The organism is Mucilaginibacter rigui (assembly GCF_014773275.1).
In the GTDB taxonomy this organism is placed as follows: Bacteria; Bacteroidota; Bacteroidia; order Sphingobacteriales; family Sphingobacteriaceae; genus Mucilaginibacter; species Mucilaginibacter rigui_A.
Window position 1 is genome coordinate 41,266 of sequence record NZ_JACWMW010000004.1, and the last position, 18,035, is coordinate 59,300.

The following is an 18,035-nucleotide window of genomic DNA, read 5'->3' on the forward strand; positions in this document are numbered from 1 at the left end:
GTTTATTGTACTTCGCTGTAAAATTGCTGCAGGTAGCTTTCCATAAAATTATGGCGCTGCTTTGCAAGTTGTTTACCTGTAGGAGTGTTCATCTTGTCTTTAAGCAGCAGCAGTTTTTCGTAAAAGTGGTTTATGGTGGGGGCGGTAGTGTTTTTGTACTCTTCCTTGTTCATGTTTAGGTTAGGCTTAATATTGGGGTTATATATCTCCCTGGCCTTAAAGCCACCGTAAGTAAACGCACGTGCAATACCTATTGCGCCAATTGCATCCAGGCGGTCGGCATCCTGCACAATAGCCAATTCGTTAGAGTAAAATGTGGCTTTATCAAAGCTTGCCTTAAAGCTCATGTGCCTGATGATCTGCTGCACATGGCTTACGGTACCTGCATCAACCTGAAGGCTGTTTAGGAATTTACCTGCTGTGGCAGGGCCTATTTCTTCATCACCGTTATGGAATTTGCTGTCGGCAATATCATGCAGCAGGGCGGCAAGTTCAACTATAAGTAAGTCGCAATCTTCTGTTTGGGCTATCAGTTTGGCGTTGGTCCAAACGCGGTGTATGTGCCACCAATCATGGCCCCCTTCGGCATTCTTTAGCGTGTCTTGTACAAAACTTATGGTTTTTTCAACAATATCAGGGGTATTCATATTTGCAGTATTTGGGTGCAAATATAACAGGTACAGGCACTACTTTGCTGATTTTTTAGTTAGTTATGCTGCCTCGGCGTTTTCCGTTTTTATGAGCTCTGTAAGTTCTGTTTCCAAAATATCAGCTATCTGAAAAAGGCGTTCAACGGTTATTTTGGTGTACCCTAACTCAATTTTGCTGTAGGCATTTTGAGAGATGCTGAGCTTGGCAGCAAGATATTCTTGTGTGTAATTTAATGATTCGCGTTTGTTGCGGATGTTGCTTGCAACTGCTTTAACCTTGTAATTGAGCATATCTGTCATTCTTTGCAATTGGATATTTATATATAAACGAGATTGCTGCGAACGCGGATTTAAGAAGCGTGTTTTTTGGTTAAATTTTTTTCGTCGCCGGGGCAGTAAAACAATAAAGCCGGCATTTGCCGGCTTTATTGTTTTACTGTATATCGTACTTTACTACCACCGTTGGCAGCAAAGTAGCTGCATTTAAGGGGATCTGATCATGAGCTACAATAGGCCGGCGCTTTTTGTAAAAATCGTACGCTGCTTTTTGTACATCAGCTACACTGGTAGTTGGGTCGTTAAAGTTGATGGAAAACGGGATGATAAAATCGTGAAATTTCTCTTTGTTAGGGATAATCCATTTTTTAGTCGATTTTTTTAGTGCCTCAATGGCCGGAATAGTAAGCAGGTAATCGTCGGCATAATAAATAACCAGTTTTGACAAATTACCGTTAACATCCGCCGTAAATTTAATTACAGCTACACCAGCCGCTTTTTTAGCTATTATTTCGGGGCTTACTACCAGGTTGTCTCTAAAAAAAGTATTCATAACCGGGCCACCTCCCTGAAAAGGGAACGCCAGGTCCTCCTGCGCGTTTGCGCAAAACGATGATAATAACAGGGCAAATATGATCAGTTTCTTCATTCTGTTTCTTTTGGTTCGCGTTTGCTGCCTTCGTACAGCTCATATTCAAATAAGCGGCAATCAAGCTTGCCGTTGTAAAATTCAATTTTTCGGGCAGCCCTTAACCCTATCTTTTTGGCCAGGTCGGGGTTGCCGGTAAACACATAGCCGCGGTAGCCCAGGCATTTCTTTTTAAGGTAATCGCCAATGCGTTTATAGGTTATTTCCAGTTTGGTGTGTACGCCTAAGCGTTCGCCATACTCGGGGTTAAACATCACAATGCCTGCATCCTCCGGCACTTCAGTATCTTCAAAATCACAAACGTAAAATTCTATCAAATGTTCTACACCCGCAGTATTTGCATTTTTGCGGGCAATATCTACTGCATCTTCGGATATATCTGTGGCGATGATCTTAAAGTCGACCGCCTTTTTGGCTTTATCCTTTAATTTACGGCGCTCCACAAAAAATACCTGCTCGTCGTACCCCATAATGTGCATAAAGCCGTAGTTCATACGGAACAGGCCGGGATGTTTATCGGTAGCTAGCAGCGCTGCTTCAATAGCCAGTGTACCCGAACCACACATGGGGTTAATGAACGTACTGTTCCTGTCCCAGTTGGTGGCCATAATGGTTGATGTAGCCAAAGCCTCAAGCATAGGGGCTTTGCCCGGTATTTTACGGTAACTGTGTTTGGCCAGGGTTTCGCCTGATGTATCTATAAATATATCAGCTTTGTTGTCCTGCCAGTAAAGGTGTATAACTGTTTTGTTGGCATCAGCACCCGAGTTTGGGCGGATACCCTTTTTATCTTTTATCCTGTCAACAATAGCATCTTTTACCTTAACGTTGGCAAACAGTGGGGTAAGGATGTGCTCGTTATTAACGTTTGAGGTTACCGAAAAGTAGCCCGAAAAATCGATATACTCTTCCCATTCAATTTGTACCAGTTCGTCGTACAGCGCTTTAGGGTCGGCAGCATCAAAGCTTTTTAGCAGGTAAAGTACCTGGCTTGCGCAACGCAGGTTAAGGTTAAGCGCTATGGTATCGGTAACGGTACCCTGCAACTCAACGCCGGTTTGAAAAACGCGTGTGGGTTTAAAGCCTAATGCCTCAACCTCTTGCTGCAAATATGGCGATAGCCTTTTGTTGCAGGTGATAATGATCTTACTCTCAGTGTGGAAAACTTGCATAATTATTTTGCGAATTTATGAATTAAATACGCCGCTATTTAATTTCATACTATTAACTTTACATTTTAAACATTTTCTGAAATTATGGAAGTTAAAGGTAAGGTATATGAAGTATCGGCAACACAACAGGTTACCGAGTCGTTAAAGAAGAGAGAATTGATACTTGAGTACATCGAGAACCCACAATATCCCGAGTATTTAAAGTTTGAAGCTATACAGGATCGTTGCAATTTATTGGATAACGTTAAAGTAGGCGATGATATAGAAGTGTTTTTTAACCTGCGCGGCCGCCCATGGACGGACAAAACAGGTAAAAAAACTTACTTTAACTCTTTACAATTATGGAAAATTAACGCTTTAGGTGGCGCAGGCGGTAGCTCTGCCCCAGAATACGCGGCACCTGCGGATATCAGCTCAGCACCTGACGACGACGATCTGCCGTTTTAAGACCTTGTAAACAGTTGCGAAACTGAGTGCAATTTTATTTAGACATAAAAATGAAAGGCCCTTCTAAATTTTTAGAAAGGCCTTTTTTGTTTAGTTGGTTACCTGGCTATTTAGTTGCCGGTTGTATCATTTCGCGAATGGTTGCCCAGCCTGTTGGGCTTTCTTTATAACGGATATAAATGATCATTGCGCGGCCTTCAAATACAAAAGGCTCACCACCGCTTTTGGGCGTGCCCTTTATTGTAAATAGTGTTTGCTCTACAGCAGTATCCCCGTTTATTAAAAGACTTTCGACCTTGTTTTTTGAAAACTCCAGGTTGTATATGTTGAGTGTTTTGAGCAGGTCGGCCTTTACCGCTTCACGCCCGTTTGAATAAGATGCGTAGTTAAGTGCTTTAACTACATCGGGGTGATGGTAACTCATTATAGCTGCAACATCACCGTGGGCAAAACCAGCTCTGATGGCTTCGCTGGTTTGTTTTAACATATCCTGATCTTTTTTTAGATCGACAGGGGGTATTATAGCAGATATTGGATCAATATTTTTATATGCCTTTGCCATTACCAAAGGTGGCAGGCCTAATATGGCTATCAAAGCAACCGAGAATATAAACTCGAAATTGGGTTTTATAAATTTCTTCATTAGTATATGCTGATTTAAGTTGGTGACGCAAATTTAAAAACTCTTGCTAATCAGTAGCTTAATGTAACGAAGGTAAATTGTTAAAAATTGTTAAAAGCCATTATTCTCGTATAATTTAAAATATTTTTGTTGTTGCATGAAAAAAAGAAGCATCGGGCTTATTATTGGTTTAATGGGTTTTGCCCTTTTGGGGGTGGTTGTTATGCAATTATATTTTTTGCGGCAATCATACCTAATGCAATCCGAGCTTTTTAACCGGTCGGTTAACGAGGCATTAAACAACGTGGCGTCAAAAATCATGAAGCAGGATGCCCTTAACTTTTTAAACGCGAAGTCGCAGGAGTCGCATATCTATAAGTTAAGATCAACCGACCTTGATGATAAGAAAACCGAAATAAGTATCAACGGAAAGAAAAGTATTATTGACGACCCTGCCGTTGTTAAGAAAAAGCAAACCCGCCGCGAGCGTAAACTGGCCATGCTGCGCGATAGCCTGAAACGCATGATCATGCATAAAAAAATGGATGATGAGCTGGCCTCTTTAGTGCAGCAAGGCTCGGTTAATCTGCGCATCCGTATTGAAGAATACACTGATGAATTTGGCGAAGTACATGGCCGCTTTATACCTGAGATAGTAAAATCGGCACCGCGGCCGTTTAAGCAAAAGCTGCATAAATATGATACCCTGCGTTACACGTATATGGACCCACAGTTTGGCAGGCAGATCATATCTGTAGCAAACCTAAACCCGCTATGGGTACAGGAGCAGGAGCGTTTGCAAAAAGAAAGGCAGTTTAAACAGGTTAAAAAAATGCTGGAGGCCGATTCGTTGGAGAATGCACCTCAGAATGCTAAAAAACCAAATGTAATTGAGAACCTTGCCGAAGAGTACCGAAAATCTGACGAGCCGCTGGTAAAACGTTTAAATGGGTTTTGGATTGATTCGTTATTGCGTTTTGAATTGCACAACCGTGGCATATTCCTGCCGGTTAGCTATGAGGTGAGCACTGCCAACAGCGATTCGCTGATCTTCTCGAGCGCGCTGGATACCAAGGGTACCAAGCCCGAATTTATACCGGCAAACACATACCAAAAAGTTATTTTTAGTAATGAATTGATAAATGACCCCGGTAAAATAAAGATAACCTTTCCGCAAAAAAGCTCATTTATATTAGGCAACATGACAGCTACCATTGGTACCACAGGCGGCTTGTTGTTTGTACTGATATTTTGTTTCGGTTATACCATCTTCTCTATACTAAGGCAAAAGAAGATCTCTGAAATGAAAATAGACTTCATTAACAACATGACGCATGAGTTTAAAACCCCGGTATCAACCATTATGATAGCCAGCGAAGCGTTAAAGGATGATGAGATAGCCCAGGATAAAACGCGTGTTGCACGCCTGGCCAGTGTTATTTATGAAGAGAATGTACGCCTGGGCAGCCATATTGAACGCGTACTTAATATTGCCCGTATAGAAAAGAACGACTTTAAGCTGGATAAAAAGCCGCTTGATGTAAATGAAATGATTACCATTGTGCTGGATAGCATGGCACTTAAAATGCAAAAATGCCAGGCTGTTGTTACCCTGAATTTAGATGCCGAAAATGCAGTTATCATGGCAGACGAGTTACATTTTAGTAATGTAATGTTCAATTTGATAGATAATGCTATAAAATACAGCACCAATACACCAGAGATTGCTATTAGCACGTTAAATAAAAACGGGCATATCGTAATACGCGTGGCAGATAAAGGAATAGGTATGGGCCGCGACCAGCAAACAAAAATATTTGAACAGTTTTACCGTATACCAACCGGCAACCTGCACGATGTGAAAGGCTTTGGCCTTGGCTTAAGCTATGTAAATACCATAGTGAAAAGGCTGGAGGGCGTTATAGGTGTAAGATCTGAAAAGGATAAGGGCTCAGAGTTTGAGCTGAAATTTCCTGTCGCATAATATAAGTCCGGAAGTCCGAAGGTCGGGAAAGTACGGAAGTGAATACAAAGTATAAAATAACCGTACGGACTATCGGTCTTCCCGACAGCCGGTCACAATTATGAAAAGAATATTACTTGTTGAGGACGATCCAAACCTGGGCCTGTTATTGCAGGATTATTTACAGCTAAAAGGGAAATTTGATGTTACGCTTTGTAAAGATGGCGATGAAGGTTTGCGCGCTTTTACCAAACAACAATATGACCTGCTGATACTTGATGTAATGATGCCCAAAAAGGATGGTTTTACTTTGGGTAAAGAAATCAGAAAGATAAACGGGACGGTGCCTATTATTTTTGCAACGGCTAAGGCCATGATAGAAGACAAGACGATGGCTTTTAACCTTGGCGGCGATGATTATATCACCAAGCCGTTCCGCATTGAAGAACTTTTGCTCAGGATAAACGCGCTTTTAAAAAGATCAGACACCACCGAGAAAAAAGGGGATGATAAACCATCGCAATTTAAACTGGGTATCTACAATTTTGATTATACCTCGCAACTGATAACCCACGGTGATACTATCCAGAAGCTATCAACCAAAGAAGCCGAACTGTTGCGCTTGCTTTGCATCAAAAAAAATGAGGTGCTAACCCGGGAGGAAGCTTTACTCAATATATGGCACGATGATAACTACTTTAACGGCCGCAGTATGGATGTTTTTCTGAGCAAAATTCGTAAGTATTTAAAGGATGACCCATCGGTAGAGATCATTAATGTGCATGGCAGGGGCTATAAGCTGCTGATTAACTAATCTTCCCCGCCCCAGATGTATCTTCCCCAAAATGATGTTGCCGTCGTTATCCAATATACTAAACTGGAGCATCTCCCAGGGCATATCCTGTAGTTCGCCGTTTGGGTGTATCACACCCTGTGCTTTAAATTCTGCGAATAGCTTATCTACTGTCGTTACATTTATATAGCAGCCTGTGGCTTTGGGTATCTCCGGGCCTTTACAAGGCCACATGTGGATATTTATCCCATCGCTTTTAAACTTTATGCTTCCTCATTAAGTGAGGCTAAAATGGGTATGGCTGATTGGAACATAAGCGCAAATTTCAGATAGCCCAAGCTTAATTATTACTTGTAACAACTTTGTTAAAACTTACTTAAGAAATTTACAATTCTAATTAGATAAGTTTGTGCTAAACTAACTGACTCATTATGAAATTAAAATTACTCTACACTTGTATGGCTATAACAGGTTTAGCAGGTACTGCCTTTGCGCAGGAAACTGTTGACCAGGCCGCTGTTCAAAAAATCCGCGAAGAGGGTTTAAACCACTCGCAGGTAATGAAAACCGCTTTTTATTTAACCGATGTTTCCGGGCCGCGTTTAGCAGGTTCGCCGGGTTTAAAACGTGCCCAGGATTGGGCTGTTAGCCAGCTAAAAACATGGGGAATGGTAAACTCTAAACTGGAGCCATGGGGTAAGTTTGGTAAAGGCTGGGAAGTTCAAAAAAACTATGCAGCTATTACCGTACCTTATTACCACGCTATCATTGCTATACCTAAAGCCTGGACACCCGGCACTAACGGTGCTATAAAAGGCGAAGTTATTTTGGTAAAAGCTGATAGCGTTGCCGAATTGGATAAATACAAAGGCAAACTTGCCGGTAAAATTGTAATTTTTGATACCCAAAATACTTTAAAACGTTCGGCTAAGCCCGATCTTGAGCGTTACACCGACGAGCAGTTAGCCGAAATGGCAGCTGCCAAGCCACAGCCAGCCGGCCAGCGCAGGGCGTTTGACCAAAATTCGCCGCAATTTGTTGCAATGCGTAAAGCAAGGGCAATGCGTACAGCTATCAGCCAGTTTTTAATTGATGAAAAAGTTGGCCTGATATTAAGCCAGGGCCGCGGTACCGATGGTACTACCTTTACAACTAATGGTGCATCATACGCAGATACTGCAAAAGCTGTAGCCCCTGAATTGGAAACCAGCGGCGAAGACTTTTTACGCATTTTACGTTTAGTAAAAGCCGGGCAAAAAGTGGAGCTGGAAGCTGATATCAAAACCCAGTTCTTTACTTCAGATTTGCAAGGCTATAACGTTATTGCCGAAATACCGGGCACCGATAAAAAACTTAAAGAACAGGTTGTTATGATTGGCGGCCACCTTGACTCATGGCATGGTGCAACCGGTGCAACAGATAATGCTGCCGGCAGCGCGGTGATGATGGAGGCTATGCGTATTTTAAAAGCAATTGGGTATAAACCGAAACGTACTATCCGCATTGCATTATGGAGCAGCGAAGAGCAGGGCTTATTTGGCTCGCGCGGTTATGTGGCCGCTCATTTCGGCGATCCTAAAACCATGCAGTTAAAACCCGAGCAAAAAACACTTGATGCTTACTACAACCTTGATAACGGGACCGGTAAAATTCGTGGTATATATTTGCAGGGTGATAGCGCAGCAGGGCCAATATTCCAGGCCTGGTTAGCTCCGTTCAAAGACCTTGGCGCTACAACTGTTACCGTAAGCAATACAGGCGGAACCGATCACCAGTCATTTGATGCAGTTGGCCTTCCGGGCTTCCAGTTCATACAGGATGCTATGGATTATGGTACACGTACCCACCACAGTAATCAGGATACTTACGATCGTTTAAGCGAAGATGATCTTAAGCAAGCCGCCACCATTGTAGCATCGTTTGTTTATAACACATCCGAAAGGCAAGACATGATCCCGCGCAAGGCGTTGCCAACCCCTCCGCCAGCCGCACCTGGCAGGTAATATTAGGTTTGGCAATTTTAAAGTTGCCAGATCCCTAAAACAAAAGCGCCATCTGAAAATCAGGTGGCGCTTTTGTTTTATAAAAATGTTGAAGATTTACGACGCTATAATATGCGTATTATCTCTTTTTATGGCGTTTTTTTTGATCTCGGCGGCAATGCCTGCAGCATCGTAACCACACTCGGCCCAAAGCTCGGGCTGGTCGCCGTGTTCAATAAATTTATCCGGGATGCCTAAACGTACAACATCCGCTTTATATTTGTTATCGGCCATAAATTCCAATACCGCGCTGCCCATACCGCCTTCAAGGCAACCATCTTCAACCGTAATAATATGATTGAATTTTTTGAACACCTCGTGCAGTAAAGCCTCATCAAGCGGTTTTACAAAACGCAGGTCATAGTGGGCGGGGTAATAGCCCTGAGCATTTAGCCGGGCAATGGCTGTTATAGCCTCGTTGCCAATAGTGCCGATAGACAGAACAGCAACTTCTTCACCATCGCATATTATGCGGCCTTTACCAACCGGGATAGGTTTTAAAGGGCGTTGCCAATCAACCATAACACCGTTGCCGCGTGGGTAACGTATCACAAACGGCCCCATATTATCCAATTGTGCAGTATACATCAGGTTTCGCAGTTCTTCCTCATTCATAGGGGCAGATACCGTCATGTTAGGGATGCAGCGCATGTAGGCAAGGTCATAAGCACCGTGGTGTGTTGCGCCATCGGCACCGGCAAAACCGGCACGGTCAAGGCAAAAAACAATATTTAGCTTTTGTATGGCTACATCGTGTATCACCTGGTCGTAAGCCCGTTGCATAAAGCTGGAGTATATATTACAAAAAGGTACTAAGCCCTGTGTAGCCAGCCCTGCGCTAAATGTTACGGCATGCTGCTCGGCAATACCCACATCAAAAGCACGGTTAGGCATAGCTTTCATCATCAGGTTTAATGAACAACCCGAGGGCATAGCCGGGGTAACGCCCATTATTTTTGAATTTTGTTCGGCAAGTTCAATAATGGTATGGCCAAAAACATCCTGGTACTTAGGCGGCTGTGGCTTATCGTATTTGGTTTTTTTTATTTCGCCGGTTATTTTATCAAACAAGCCGGGGGCGTGCCATTTGGTCTGGTCCTTTTCGGCCAGGGCATAACCTTTACCCTTTACGGTAACGCAATGCAGCAGTTTTGGCCCTGGGATATCCCTAAGGTCCTGCAATAGCTTAACAAGGTGTTTTACATCATGCCCGTCAACGGGGCCAAAATACCTGAATTTAAGTGCTTCAAAAAAGTTGCTGCGTTTAAGCAGGGTACCCTTTATGCTTTTCTCTATCTTTTTAGCGATCTTAAAAGCATCCGGCCCCATTGATGATATCTTGGTTAAAACAGTTGCGATATCGTCGCGGAAGCGGTTATATGGTTTTGAAGTGGTAATATCTGTTAAATACTCTTTAAGTGCCCCAACATTTGGGTCTATCGACATATTGTTGTCGTTCAGGATCACCAAAATATTAGAGTTTTCTATCCCCGCGTGGTTCAATGCTTCAAAAGCAAGGCCCGCTGTCATGGCGCCATCTCCAATAACGGCAACGTGCTGGCGGTCTGTTTCGCCTTTGTATTGCGATGCAACAGCCATGCCTAAAGCTGCGGATATAGAGGTAGAAGAGTGGCCCACGCCAAAAGTATCAAAGATGCTCTCGCTGCGTTTCGGGAAACCGCTTAAACCATTGTAAACACGGTTGGTGTGAAAATTTTCCCGGCGGCCCGTAAGTATTTTGTGGCCGTAAGCCTGGTGGCCAACGTCCCAAACCAATTGGTCGTAAGGGGTGTTTAATACGTATTGGAGGGCAACGGTAAGTTCTACAGTGCCCAGGCTGGCTGCAAAGTGCCCCCCGTTTACCGATACTACATCAATAATGTACTGGCGTAGTTCGTTGCAAATTTGCTCAAGATCGTCTTCTTTAAATTGCTTTAAATCAGAAGGATAGTTGATGCTTTTTAATAAATCACCGGCGGTTACCTGCATGTATGATATTCACTCTGTTATAACCTACAAAGTAAGCTATTTAATTACTAATAATTGGAATATATTAAAGGTAATTATTGTTTTGATTTTATTAGTTTATAATTTTTTAAATCGTAAATAGCTGTATTTTTGACACATGACCGAAGATGGGTTCTCCATAAAGTTATCGCAGTTTGAAGGCCCCTTCGATCTTTTGCTGTTTTTTATCGAGCGGGATGAACTGGATATCCATGATATCCCTATTGCCAAAATAACCGACGATTTCCTGCATTATATTCACCAGATGAAGGTGCTTAACATGGAACTGGCCAGCGAGTTTATTTTTGTTGCAGCCACGCTGATGCGCATTAAGGCCAAAATGCTGCTGCCCCGCCACAATACCGGCGAGGAGGAGAACGAGATGGATACCAAAGAGGGCCTGATTCGTAAACTCATCGAGTACAAGAAGTTTAAAGTGCTTTGCGACGAACTGCGGCCTTATGAGGACGAACGCTTTAAACAGGAGAAACGAGGCAACATTAAGGCCGACCTGGAGCAGGTGGAAAAAGTGACCGTGCCCGGCGAGGAGCTATCTGAGCTAAACCTGTACAAGCTGATGATGGTATATAACCGCATGATGCGCCAGTACATGACCCGCACCGAAGAGGTGCACCATACGGTAGTGCAATACCCATACACTATAGAAAAACAAAAGGAAGCCATAAACAACCTGCTGCGCATCAACAAAAAAATGGATTTTAAGAATATAGCCGGCAACAGCGAGAACAAAGTGCACTTTGTATATAATTTTTTAGCCGTGCTGGAGATGTTGCAGCAGGAAATGATAGATATAACTATAGGATTGGGATACAATAATTTTTGGATAGCGCCGAAGGCCCAAAGCTAAAAGACTAAAGCCAAAAGCTTTTTGCTTTGGACTTTCAGCTTTTAGCTTCTAATAACTAACTTAGCACCGTTTTACACACAACAATGAAAAGAGACAAATTAATATTCAAGCTGTTAGACGAAGAGCAGCAACGCCAGGAAGAAGGAATTGAGCTTATTGCATCAGAAAACTTTGTAAGCAAGCAGGTAATGGAAGCAGCAGGCTCTGTTGCAACCAATAAATACGCCGAAGGCTTACCGGGCAAGCGCTATTATGGCGGCTGCGAGGTTGTTGATGAAATTGAGACCATTGCTATTGAGCGTGCCAAACAACTGTTTAATGCCGAGTGGGCAAACGTGCAGCCACATAGCGGTGCGCAGGCAAATGCGGCGGTTATGCTTGCCGTATTAAACCCCGGCGATAAAATATTAGGGTTTGATCTTTCTCATGGTGGGCACTTAACGCATGGCTCGCCTGTTAACTTTTCTGGTAAACTTTACGAGCCGCATTTTTACGGTGTTGTAAAAGAAACCGGTCTTATCGACTATAAACAGCTTGAAAAAGTTGCCCTGGCCGAAAAACCAAAACTTATCATCTGCGGTGCTTCGGCTTACTCGCGCGATTGGGATTACGCTTTTATCCGTAAAGTGGCCGATAAAGTTGGCGCTTTGGTATTGGCAGATATAAGCCACCCGGCAGGTTTAATTGCCCGTGGTTTATTGACCGACCCGCTTCCGCATTGCCACATTGTTACTACTACTACACATAAAACATTACGCGGCCCGCGTGGCGGCCTTATCCTTTTAGGTAAAGATTTTGCAAACCCATGGGGTTTAAAAACACCAAAAGGCGAGATTAAAATGATGTCAGCCCTGTTAGATATGGCCGTGTTCCCGGGTACACAGGGTGGGCCGTTAGAGCATATCATTGCAGCAAAAGCAGTTGCATTTGGCGAAGCCTTGACCGATGGCTACATGAAATATATTGCCCAGGTAAAATTAAACGCGGCCGCAATGGCAAAAGCGTTTGTTGCCAGGGGGTATGACATTATATCGGGCGGTACGGATAACCATTTGATGCTTATTGACCTGCGTAACAAAAATATAACCGGGAAAGCTGCCGAGAACGTACTGGTTAGTGCAGATATTACCGTAAACAAAAACATGGTTCCTTATGATGATAAATCGCCATTTGTAACATCGGGCATACGTGTTGGTACGGCGGCTATTACAACACGCGGTTTAAAAGAGAAACACATGGAAACCATTGTTGATCTGATAGATGCTGTATTAATAGATCCGGAAAATGAAACTTCTATCAAGAAAATCCGTAAAAAGGTTCATAAATTGATGGAAGATTTCCCGTTGTATAGGGATAAAGATTAATATAATAGATGGGGCGAAGGCAGGAAAACTCTTTGGATGTTGAAAATAGGCGCCTCCAGGCACTGAATTCATATGACGTGCTTGATACGTTGCCCGAGAAAGAGTACGATGCCATAACCCGCCTGGCATCCTATATATGCCAGGCACCTATTGCTTTGATAACCTTAATTGATAATGATAAGCAATGGGTTAAATCAAAAGTAGGGCTTGATATTACCGAAACGCCCCGTAACGAGGCGTTTTGTAATTATACCATACAAGGCGATCAGGTTTTTGAGGTGCCTGACGCTTTGTTGAACGAACAGCTAAAAAGCAACCCTTTTGTTGATACTGCAGATGGCGTACGGTTTTATGCCGGTGCGCCATTGATAGATCCTGAAGGATACCGCCTGGGATCGCTTTGCGTAATTGACATGATGCCACGTAAGCTTACCAATGAGCAGCGCGACGCATTGCGTACACTAGCGGATGAGGTGATGTCGCACCTTACGCTGCGTAAGCAAAAAAAGGAACTGGAGAAAAGCCTGGATATTCATAAAGAGTTTTCTAACCTCTTCAACAGCTCTTCCGAAATCCACTTTATAGCAGGCGCCGACTCAAACATAGAAACCATTAATAATGCTGTTGAACCTATTTTGGGGTATACGCCGGAGCAGGCTATAGGTAAATCGTTGTGGGATTTTGTTGCCGGCCGCAACCGCGAACAATTTGTGCCGCTTATTGAAGTGGCCATAAAGTCGCAAAAGCCCTTTGAGATAGAGACAGAAACGGTAACCCGCACAGGCGAGGTAAAGCACATCAGTTGGACTGCCATTAACCGTGCAGGCAAGTGGTATGCCAGCGGCCGCGATACCACCTTTCAACAAAAACTGATAAACGAAACCAAGCAGCTATCGCTGGTAGCCAGCAAAATAAAAAACGGAGTTGTTATCAGCAATGCCAATGATGAGGTAGTGTGGATAAATGATGCATTTGTAAACATCACCGGTTATACACTGGAGGATGTGGCAGGCAAATTTTTGGGAGAGGTTTTAAAGGGGAAACCCAAAGATGCCGAGGCTGAGCAGGTATTGATAGACGCACGTAAAAACAATCAATCGTACGAGGTTGAGCTTTCAATGATAAGTAAAAACGGCCAGCCTTTGTGGATTTCGGTAACCAACTCTATTATTTACACTGCCGAGGGCGCTATAGAAAAATCCATCCGCATTATTATTGATATTACCAAGCGCAGGCAGGCCGAGCAGGATGTAGAGATACTATCATTTGCCGCCCGTAAATCGCCAAGCGGTATCATGATACGCGACAGTAAGGGTAGCATTATTTGGATGAATGAATCCATGGAGCACATCATTGGCTATTCTTTTGAGGAGCTAAAAGGCCAAACTGTAGGCAATAAACTAATTGGCGAAGAAACAGACATGGCCGTTTTTGAAAGCGCGGTACGGGCTGTTAAGGAAAACAAACCTTACGAGGTTGAGATAAAGATATATAAGAAAGATGGTTCTACCGCATGGGTATTTATATCAAACAGCCCACTGTTTAACGGAGTAGGTAACGTTGAGCGCCAGATAGGTGTAATGGTTGATATTACCGGGCGTAAAAAAGCGGAAGAAGAACTGACTATGCTATCCCTTGTAGCCAGTAAAACAACCAGCGGTGTTGTAATAAATAATAGCGATGGTAAGGTTGAATGGGTAAATAACGCATTTGAACAAATAACCGGCTACGCTTTAAATGATGTAAAAGACAGGCACCTGGGTGATTCGTTGAAGGGCGAACTTACTGACGTAGCTATTATACAAAAAGCGCGTGAGTTATCAGAGAAAAAGCAATCGTTTGAGGTTGACCTGCTCATATACCGCAAGGATGGGCAGCCGCTATGGATCTCGGTGATCAACTCGGTAATTATAGGCGATAGCGGCAAGGTTGATAAATACATTGAAACCATTATTGATATCACTGCTAAGAAGAAAGCCGAGCTTGAACTTATAGCAGCCAAAGAAGAAGCATTGCAGTTAAGCCGCGCCAAAGATATGTTTATCAGCGTGATGAGCCACGAGATGCGTACGCCGTTAAATGCAGTTATTGGCATGTCGCACCTGTTGCTTGACGGCAATCCGTTAGAATCGCAAAAAGAAAACCTGAGTATACTTAAATTCTCGGCCGAAAATTTAATGACCCTGATAAACGATGTACTGGATTTTACGAAAATTGAAACAGGAAACATCGAACTGGAAAAAGCCCGGATAGATATCCGAGAGATGATACAGAGCATTATAGGCTCGATGAAATATAAGGCACAAGAGAAAAATATCTATCTTACCCATGGTGTTGATACAGATATTCCGGCCCTTGTTATTGGGGACAGGGCAAGGCTTGTTCAAATTTTATTGAATTTGGTAAGTAATTCTGTTAAATTTACCAGCCAGGGCGGTGTAAACATCGATTTAAAGGTAATTGAACAAAATGATGATACGGTACGTATACGTTTTGGTGTATCAGACACCGGTATTGGCATTGCCGAGAACAAATTAAACACCATATTTGAATCGTTTAAGCAGGCAGAGGCCGATACTACCCGTAATTACGGCGGCACAGGTTTAGGTTTGGCCATTAGCAAACGTTTAATAGAGCTGCACGACTCGCGTATAAATGTTGACAGTGTGCTCGGCGAAGGTTCAACATTTTGGTTCACAATTACCTTTAATAAGGTGGTTGGCCATGCAATTAATAATAATAACAAAGTGGATACAGGATTAAATATTAATGTGTTGGTAGTTGATGATAACCAAATAAACAGGCTCCTTATTAATAAGGTGCTAAAAAAATGGGGCGCCACTGCTGATTTTGCCGAGAATGGACAGGAAGCCATTAATAAGCTTGAAGCGCACCAAAACTTTGATGTTGTATTGATGGATATCCATATGCCTGTTATGGGCGGGCTTGAAGCCGCCGGTATAATCCGTTCAAAAACCAATACTTATTTCCAAAAACTACCTATTATTGCCTTAACTGCGTCTATGTTGAGCAACCAAATGGGCCAGATAGAGGATGCCGGCATGAATGATTACATCCTGAAACCATTTGACCCTACAACCCTTTTCGAAAAACTGAGCCGCTATCAGAAGCAGTAGGTAGAGGTTAGCGGTTTGAGATCAGAGATTAGTTGTGATTTTTTAGAAAAAACCTAACCTCTAATCACTAAATGTTACTCTGCGTATGCAATCGTGGCAATACTCAATTTTAGCCCGGGTACTTTAAGCAATTCTATCCCGCAGGCTTCAAGCGTCGATCCGGTAGTGATGATATCATCAACCAATAGAACATGCTTATTCTCTAAAACTTCTGGGCGGGCAACAGCAAATACCTCCTGCATGTTTTGAAACCTGGCAAAGCGCGATTTATGCGTTTGTGTTTTGGTAGCTACGGTACGTATCAGGTTGTTTAATTCAACAATACCGCTTAGCGAAGTTGCCAGGCCTTCGGCAAAGCAGGCGCTTTGGTTATACCCCCGTTTTTTTAAACGTTTTTGATGAAGAGGTACCGGGATAATGTAATCAACTGTTGTAAACACCGGGTTTTGTATGAGTTGTTTCCCTGCCATATTACCCAGCAAATTTCCAATAAGCTGCATGCCATTGTACTTAAACTCATGTACCATATTCTGTACCTTACCGCCCTTGTTAAAATAATATAAGGCATAAGCACCTTCAATATTTAATTTACCCCAAAACTGGCGGGCAACAATATTATCGGGCTGTTGATGAAAATTGGTAAATGGCAGGTTATACAGGCAATCGGTACACAAAATATCCTCATTAGCCATCAGGCTGGCGCGGCAAGCCGGGCAAAGCTGCGGGAATATCAGCGAAACAAAATCGGCCAGGTAAGTACGGAGGGCTTGCATGAGTTTAAGGTAAAGAGAAATTATGAATAGTCCACTAACTTACTTTCCCTTACTGGTCAACTTTTTTGCGCAAAGAGAAGGTGAGGAAATTAAAAAAGAAATCCCTCTATGCAGCGCAAAGAGGGGGGGCTGGGGTGAGCCAACTCACCAATATGTTCAATATGGCTTCTACTCCTGAATGCCTTCTTTTTCTTTCTCGTTTATAGCTAACTGTCCGCAAGCGGCATCAATATCTTTACCGCGGCTACGGCGCAGGTTGGTGTTTATACCATGGCTGCGCAAGTGATCGGCAAAAGCCTCTACCTTATCTTCACCGGCATTGATAAAGCTGGCCATTGATATTGGGTTGTATTCAATAATATTAACCTTGCAGGGCAGGTGCTTGCAAAATTTTGCCAGTTCCATAGCGTCCTGTATATTGTCGTTTACACCGTCAAAAATAATGTACTCGTAGGTTACAGCATTTTTGGTTTTGGCGTAGTAGTATTTTAAAGCATCGGCTAAAGCCTTTAATGAGTTTTGCTCATTTATAGGCATTATTGTGTTGCGTTTTTCGTCGTTAGCGGCGTGCAGGGAAAGTGCCAGGTTAAATTTTACCTGGTCATCGCCCAGTTTACGTATCATTTTGGCAATACCTGCTGTTGATACTGTAATGCGTTTGGGCGACATGTTAAGTCCATCCTCTGCCGTGATGCGCTCTATCGATTTCATTACGTTGGCGTAATTTAGCAAAGGTTCGCCCATACCCATGTACACAATATTTGATAGCGGGATGCCGTAATTTTCACGTGCCTGTTTGTCTATAAGCACCACCTGGTCGTAAATTTCATCGGGGTTTAGGTTGCGTTTGCGGTCCATGTATCCCGTAGCGCAAAACTTACAAGTAAGGCTGCAACCCACTTGAGACGATACACAGGCCGTCATTCTGTCGGTTGTTGGAATTAAAACACCCTCAATTAAGTGACTATCATGTAATATAAAAGAATTTTTTATAGTTTTATCAGCACTAATCTGTGAAGTATTTATTTTAACGTTGTTGATTACAAATTTTTCATCAAGTTTAGTACGAAGTTCTTTTGAAATATTGCTCATTTCATCAAACGAGATGCATGATTTTTCCCAAAGCCATTCGTAAACCTGCTTAGCCCTAAAGCCTTTTTCATCCATATCGATGAAATGCTGCTTTATTGCTTCGGGGCTTAGGCTGCGGATATCAATTTTATCTTTTTTGTTGTTCACAATACAAAAGTACTTAATTTTAAAAATTCTGTT

At 42.8% G+C, this 18,035-nt stretch carries 15 protein-coding genes; 7 read left to right on the forward strand and 8 right to left on the reverse strand.

Annotated features, from left to right (window positions below; all coding sequences use genetic code 11):
* Window positions 1-2: 2 nt before the first annotated feature.
* The 4 genes from IDJ75_RS16890 to IDJ75_RS16905 all read right to left on the reverse strand — a co-directional run bounded on the left by IDJ75_RS16890 (window position 3) and on the right by IDJ75_RS16905 (window position 2,747).
* On the reverse strand, window positions 3-647 hold the full coding sequence (locus tag IDJ75_RS16890; RefSeq protein WP_191176830.1) for an HD domain-containing protein: 645 nt from the start codon (window positions 645-647) through the stop codon (window positions 3-5).
* A 63-nt stretch (window positions 648-710) separates the two neighbouring features.
* Window positions 711-950, reverse strand: a complete 240-nt coding sequence (locus tag IDJ75_RS16895; protein WP_191176831.1) for a helix-turn-helix domain-containing protein — start codon at window positions 948-950, stop codon at window positions 711-713.
* Window positions 951-1,083: 133 nt separating this feature from the next.
* Complete coding sequence (locus tag IDJ75_RS16900) at window positions 1,084-1,575, reverse strand: hypothetical protein (RefSeq protein WP_191176832.1); 492 nt, start codon at window positions 1,573-1,575, stop codon at window positions 1,084-1,086.
* Window positions 1,572-2,747, reverse strand: coding sequence for a THUMP domain-containing class I SAM-dependent RNA methyltransferase (locus tag IDJ75_RS16905; RefSeq protein WP_191176833.1), 1,176 nt, complete (start codon window positions 2,745-2,747; stop codon window positions 1,572-1,574). Before IDJ75_RS16905 ends, IDJ75_RS16900 begins: the two co-directional genes overlap by 4 nt.
* 84 nt (window positions 2,748-2,831) lie before the next feature.
* Here IDJ75_RS16905 and IDJ75_RS16910 point away from each other — a divergent pair, with 84 nt between their 5' ends.
* Complete coding sequence (locus IDJ75_RS16910) at window positions 2,832-3,194, forward strand: DUF3127 domain-containing protein (protein ID WP_191176834.1); 363 nt, start codon at window positions 2,832-2,834, stop codon at window positions 3,192-3,194.
* A 106-nt stretch (window positions 3,195-3,300) separates the two neighbouring features.
* On the opposite strand, the gene IDJ75_RS16915 is transcribed toward IDJ75_RS16910, so the two are convergent.
* Window positions 3,301-3,837: a YybH family protein gene (locus IDJ75_RS16915; protein ID WP_191176835.1), complete on the reverse strand. Its 537-nt coding sequence runs from the start codon at window positions 3,835-3,837 to the stop codon at window positions 3,301-3,303.
* Window positions 3,838-3,973: 136 nt separating this feature from the next.
* Here IDJ75_RS16915 and IDJ75_RS16920 point away from each other — a divergent pair, with 136 nt between their 5' ends.
* From IDJ75_RS16920 to IDJ75_RS16930, 3 genes are all read left to right on the forward strand, one after another.
* Window positions 3,974-5,800 carry a sensor histidine kinase gene (locus tag IDJ75_RS16920; RefSeq protein WP_191176836.1) on the forward strand — a complete coding sequence of 609 codons (1,827 nt, stop codon included), beginning with the start codon at window positions 3,974-3,976 and terminating at the stop codon, window positions 5,798-5,800.
* A 100-nt stretch (window positions 5,801-5,900) separates the two neighbouring features.
* On the forward strand, window positions 5,901-6,593 hold the full coding sequence (locus IDJ75_RS16925) for a response regulator transcription factor (protein ID WP_191176837.1): 693 nt from the start codon (window positions 5,901-5,903) through the stop codon (window positions 6,591-6,593).
* A gap of 410 nt (window positions 6,594-7,003) precedes the next feature.
* Window positions 7,004-8,575, forward strand: a complete 1,572-nt coding sequence (locus IDJ75_RS16930) for a M28 family metallopeptidase (protein WP_191176838.1) — start codon at window positions 7,004-7,006, stop codon at window positions 8,573-8,575.
* 96 nt (window positions 8,576-8,671) lie between these two features.
* Here the strand turns inward: IDJ75_RS16930 and dxs are convergent, their stop codons facing one another.
* On the reverse strand, window positions 8,672-10,603 hold the full coding sequence (dxs, locus tag IDJ75_RS16935) for a 1-deoxy-D-xylulose-5-phosphate synthase (RefSeq protein ID WP_191176839.1): 1,932 nt from the start codon (window positions 10,601-10,603) through the stop codon (window positions 8,672-8,674).
* A 136-nt stretch (window positions 10,604-10,739) separates the two neighbouring features.
* Between dxs and IDJ75_RS16940 the strand changes: the two genes are divergently transcribed.
* The 3 genes from IDJ75_RS16940 to IDJ75_RS16950 all read left to right on the forward strand — a co-directional run bounded on the left by IDJ75_RS16940 (window position 10,740) and on the right by IDJ75_RS16950 (window position 15,990).
* On the forward strand, window positions 10,740-11,489 hold the full coding sequence (locus tag IDJ75_RS16940; protein ID WP_191176840.1) for a segregation and condensation protein A: 750 nt from the start codon (window positions 10,740-10,742) through the stop codon (window positions 11,487-11,489).
* A gap of 83 nt (window positions 11,490-11,572) precedes the next feature.
* Complete coding sequence (locus IDJ75_RS16945) at window positions 11,573-12,853, forward strand: serine hydroxymethyltransferase (RefSeq protein ID WP_191176841.1); 1,281 nt, start codon at window positions 11,573-11,575, stop codon at window positions 12,851-12,853.
* A gap of 32 nt (window positions 12,854-12,885) precedes the next feature.
* Window positions 12,886-15,990, forward strand: coding sequence for a PAS domain S-box protein (locus IDJ75_RS16950; protein WP_191176842.1), 3,105 nt, complete (start codon window positions 12,886-12,888; stop codon window positions 15,988-15,990).
* A 74-nt stretch (window positions 15,991-16,064) separates the two neighbouring features.
* Here IDJ75_RS16950 and IDJ75_RS16955 read toward each other — a convergent pair whose 3' ends face one another.
* Complete coding sequence (locus IDJ75_RS16955) at window positions 16,065-16,763, reverse strand: ComF family protein (RefSeq protein ID WP_191176843.1); 699 nt, start codon at window positions 16,761-16,763, stop codon at window positions 16,065-16,067.
* A gap of 168 nt (window positions 16,764-16,931) precedes the next feature.
* Window positions 16,932-18,002 (reverse strand): 23S rRNA (adenine(2503)-C(2))-methyltransferase RlmN, encoded by a 1,071-nt coding sequence (gene rlmN / locus IDJ75_RS16960; RefSeq protein ID WP_191176844.1) that lies wholly within the window; start codon window positions 18,000-18,002, stop codon window positions 16,932-16,934.
* Window positions 18,003-18,035: the final 33 nt, after the last annotated feature.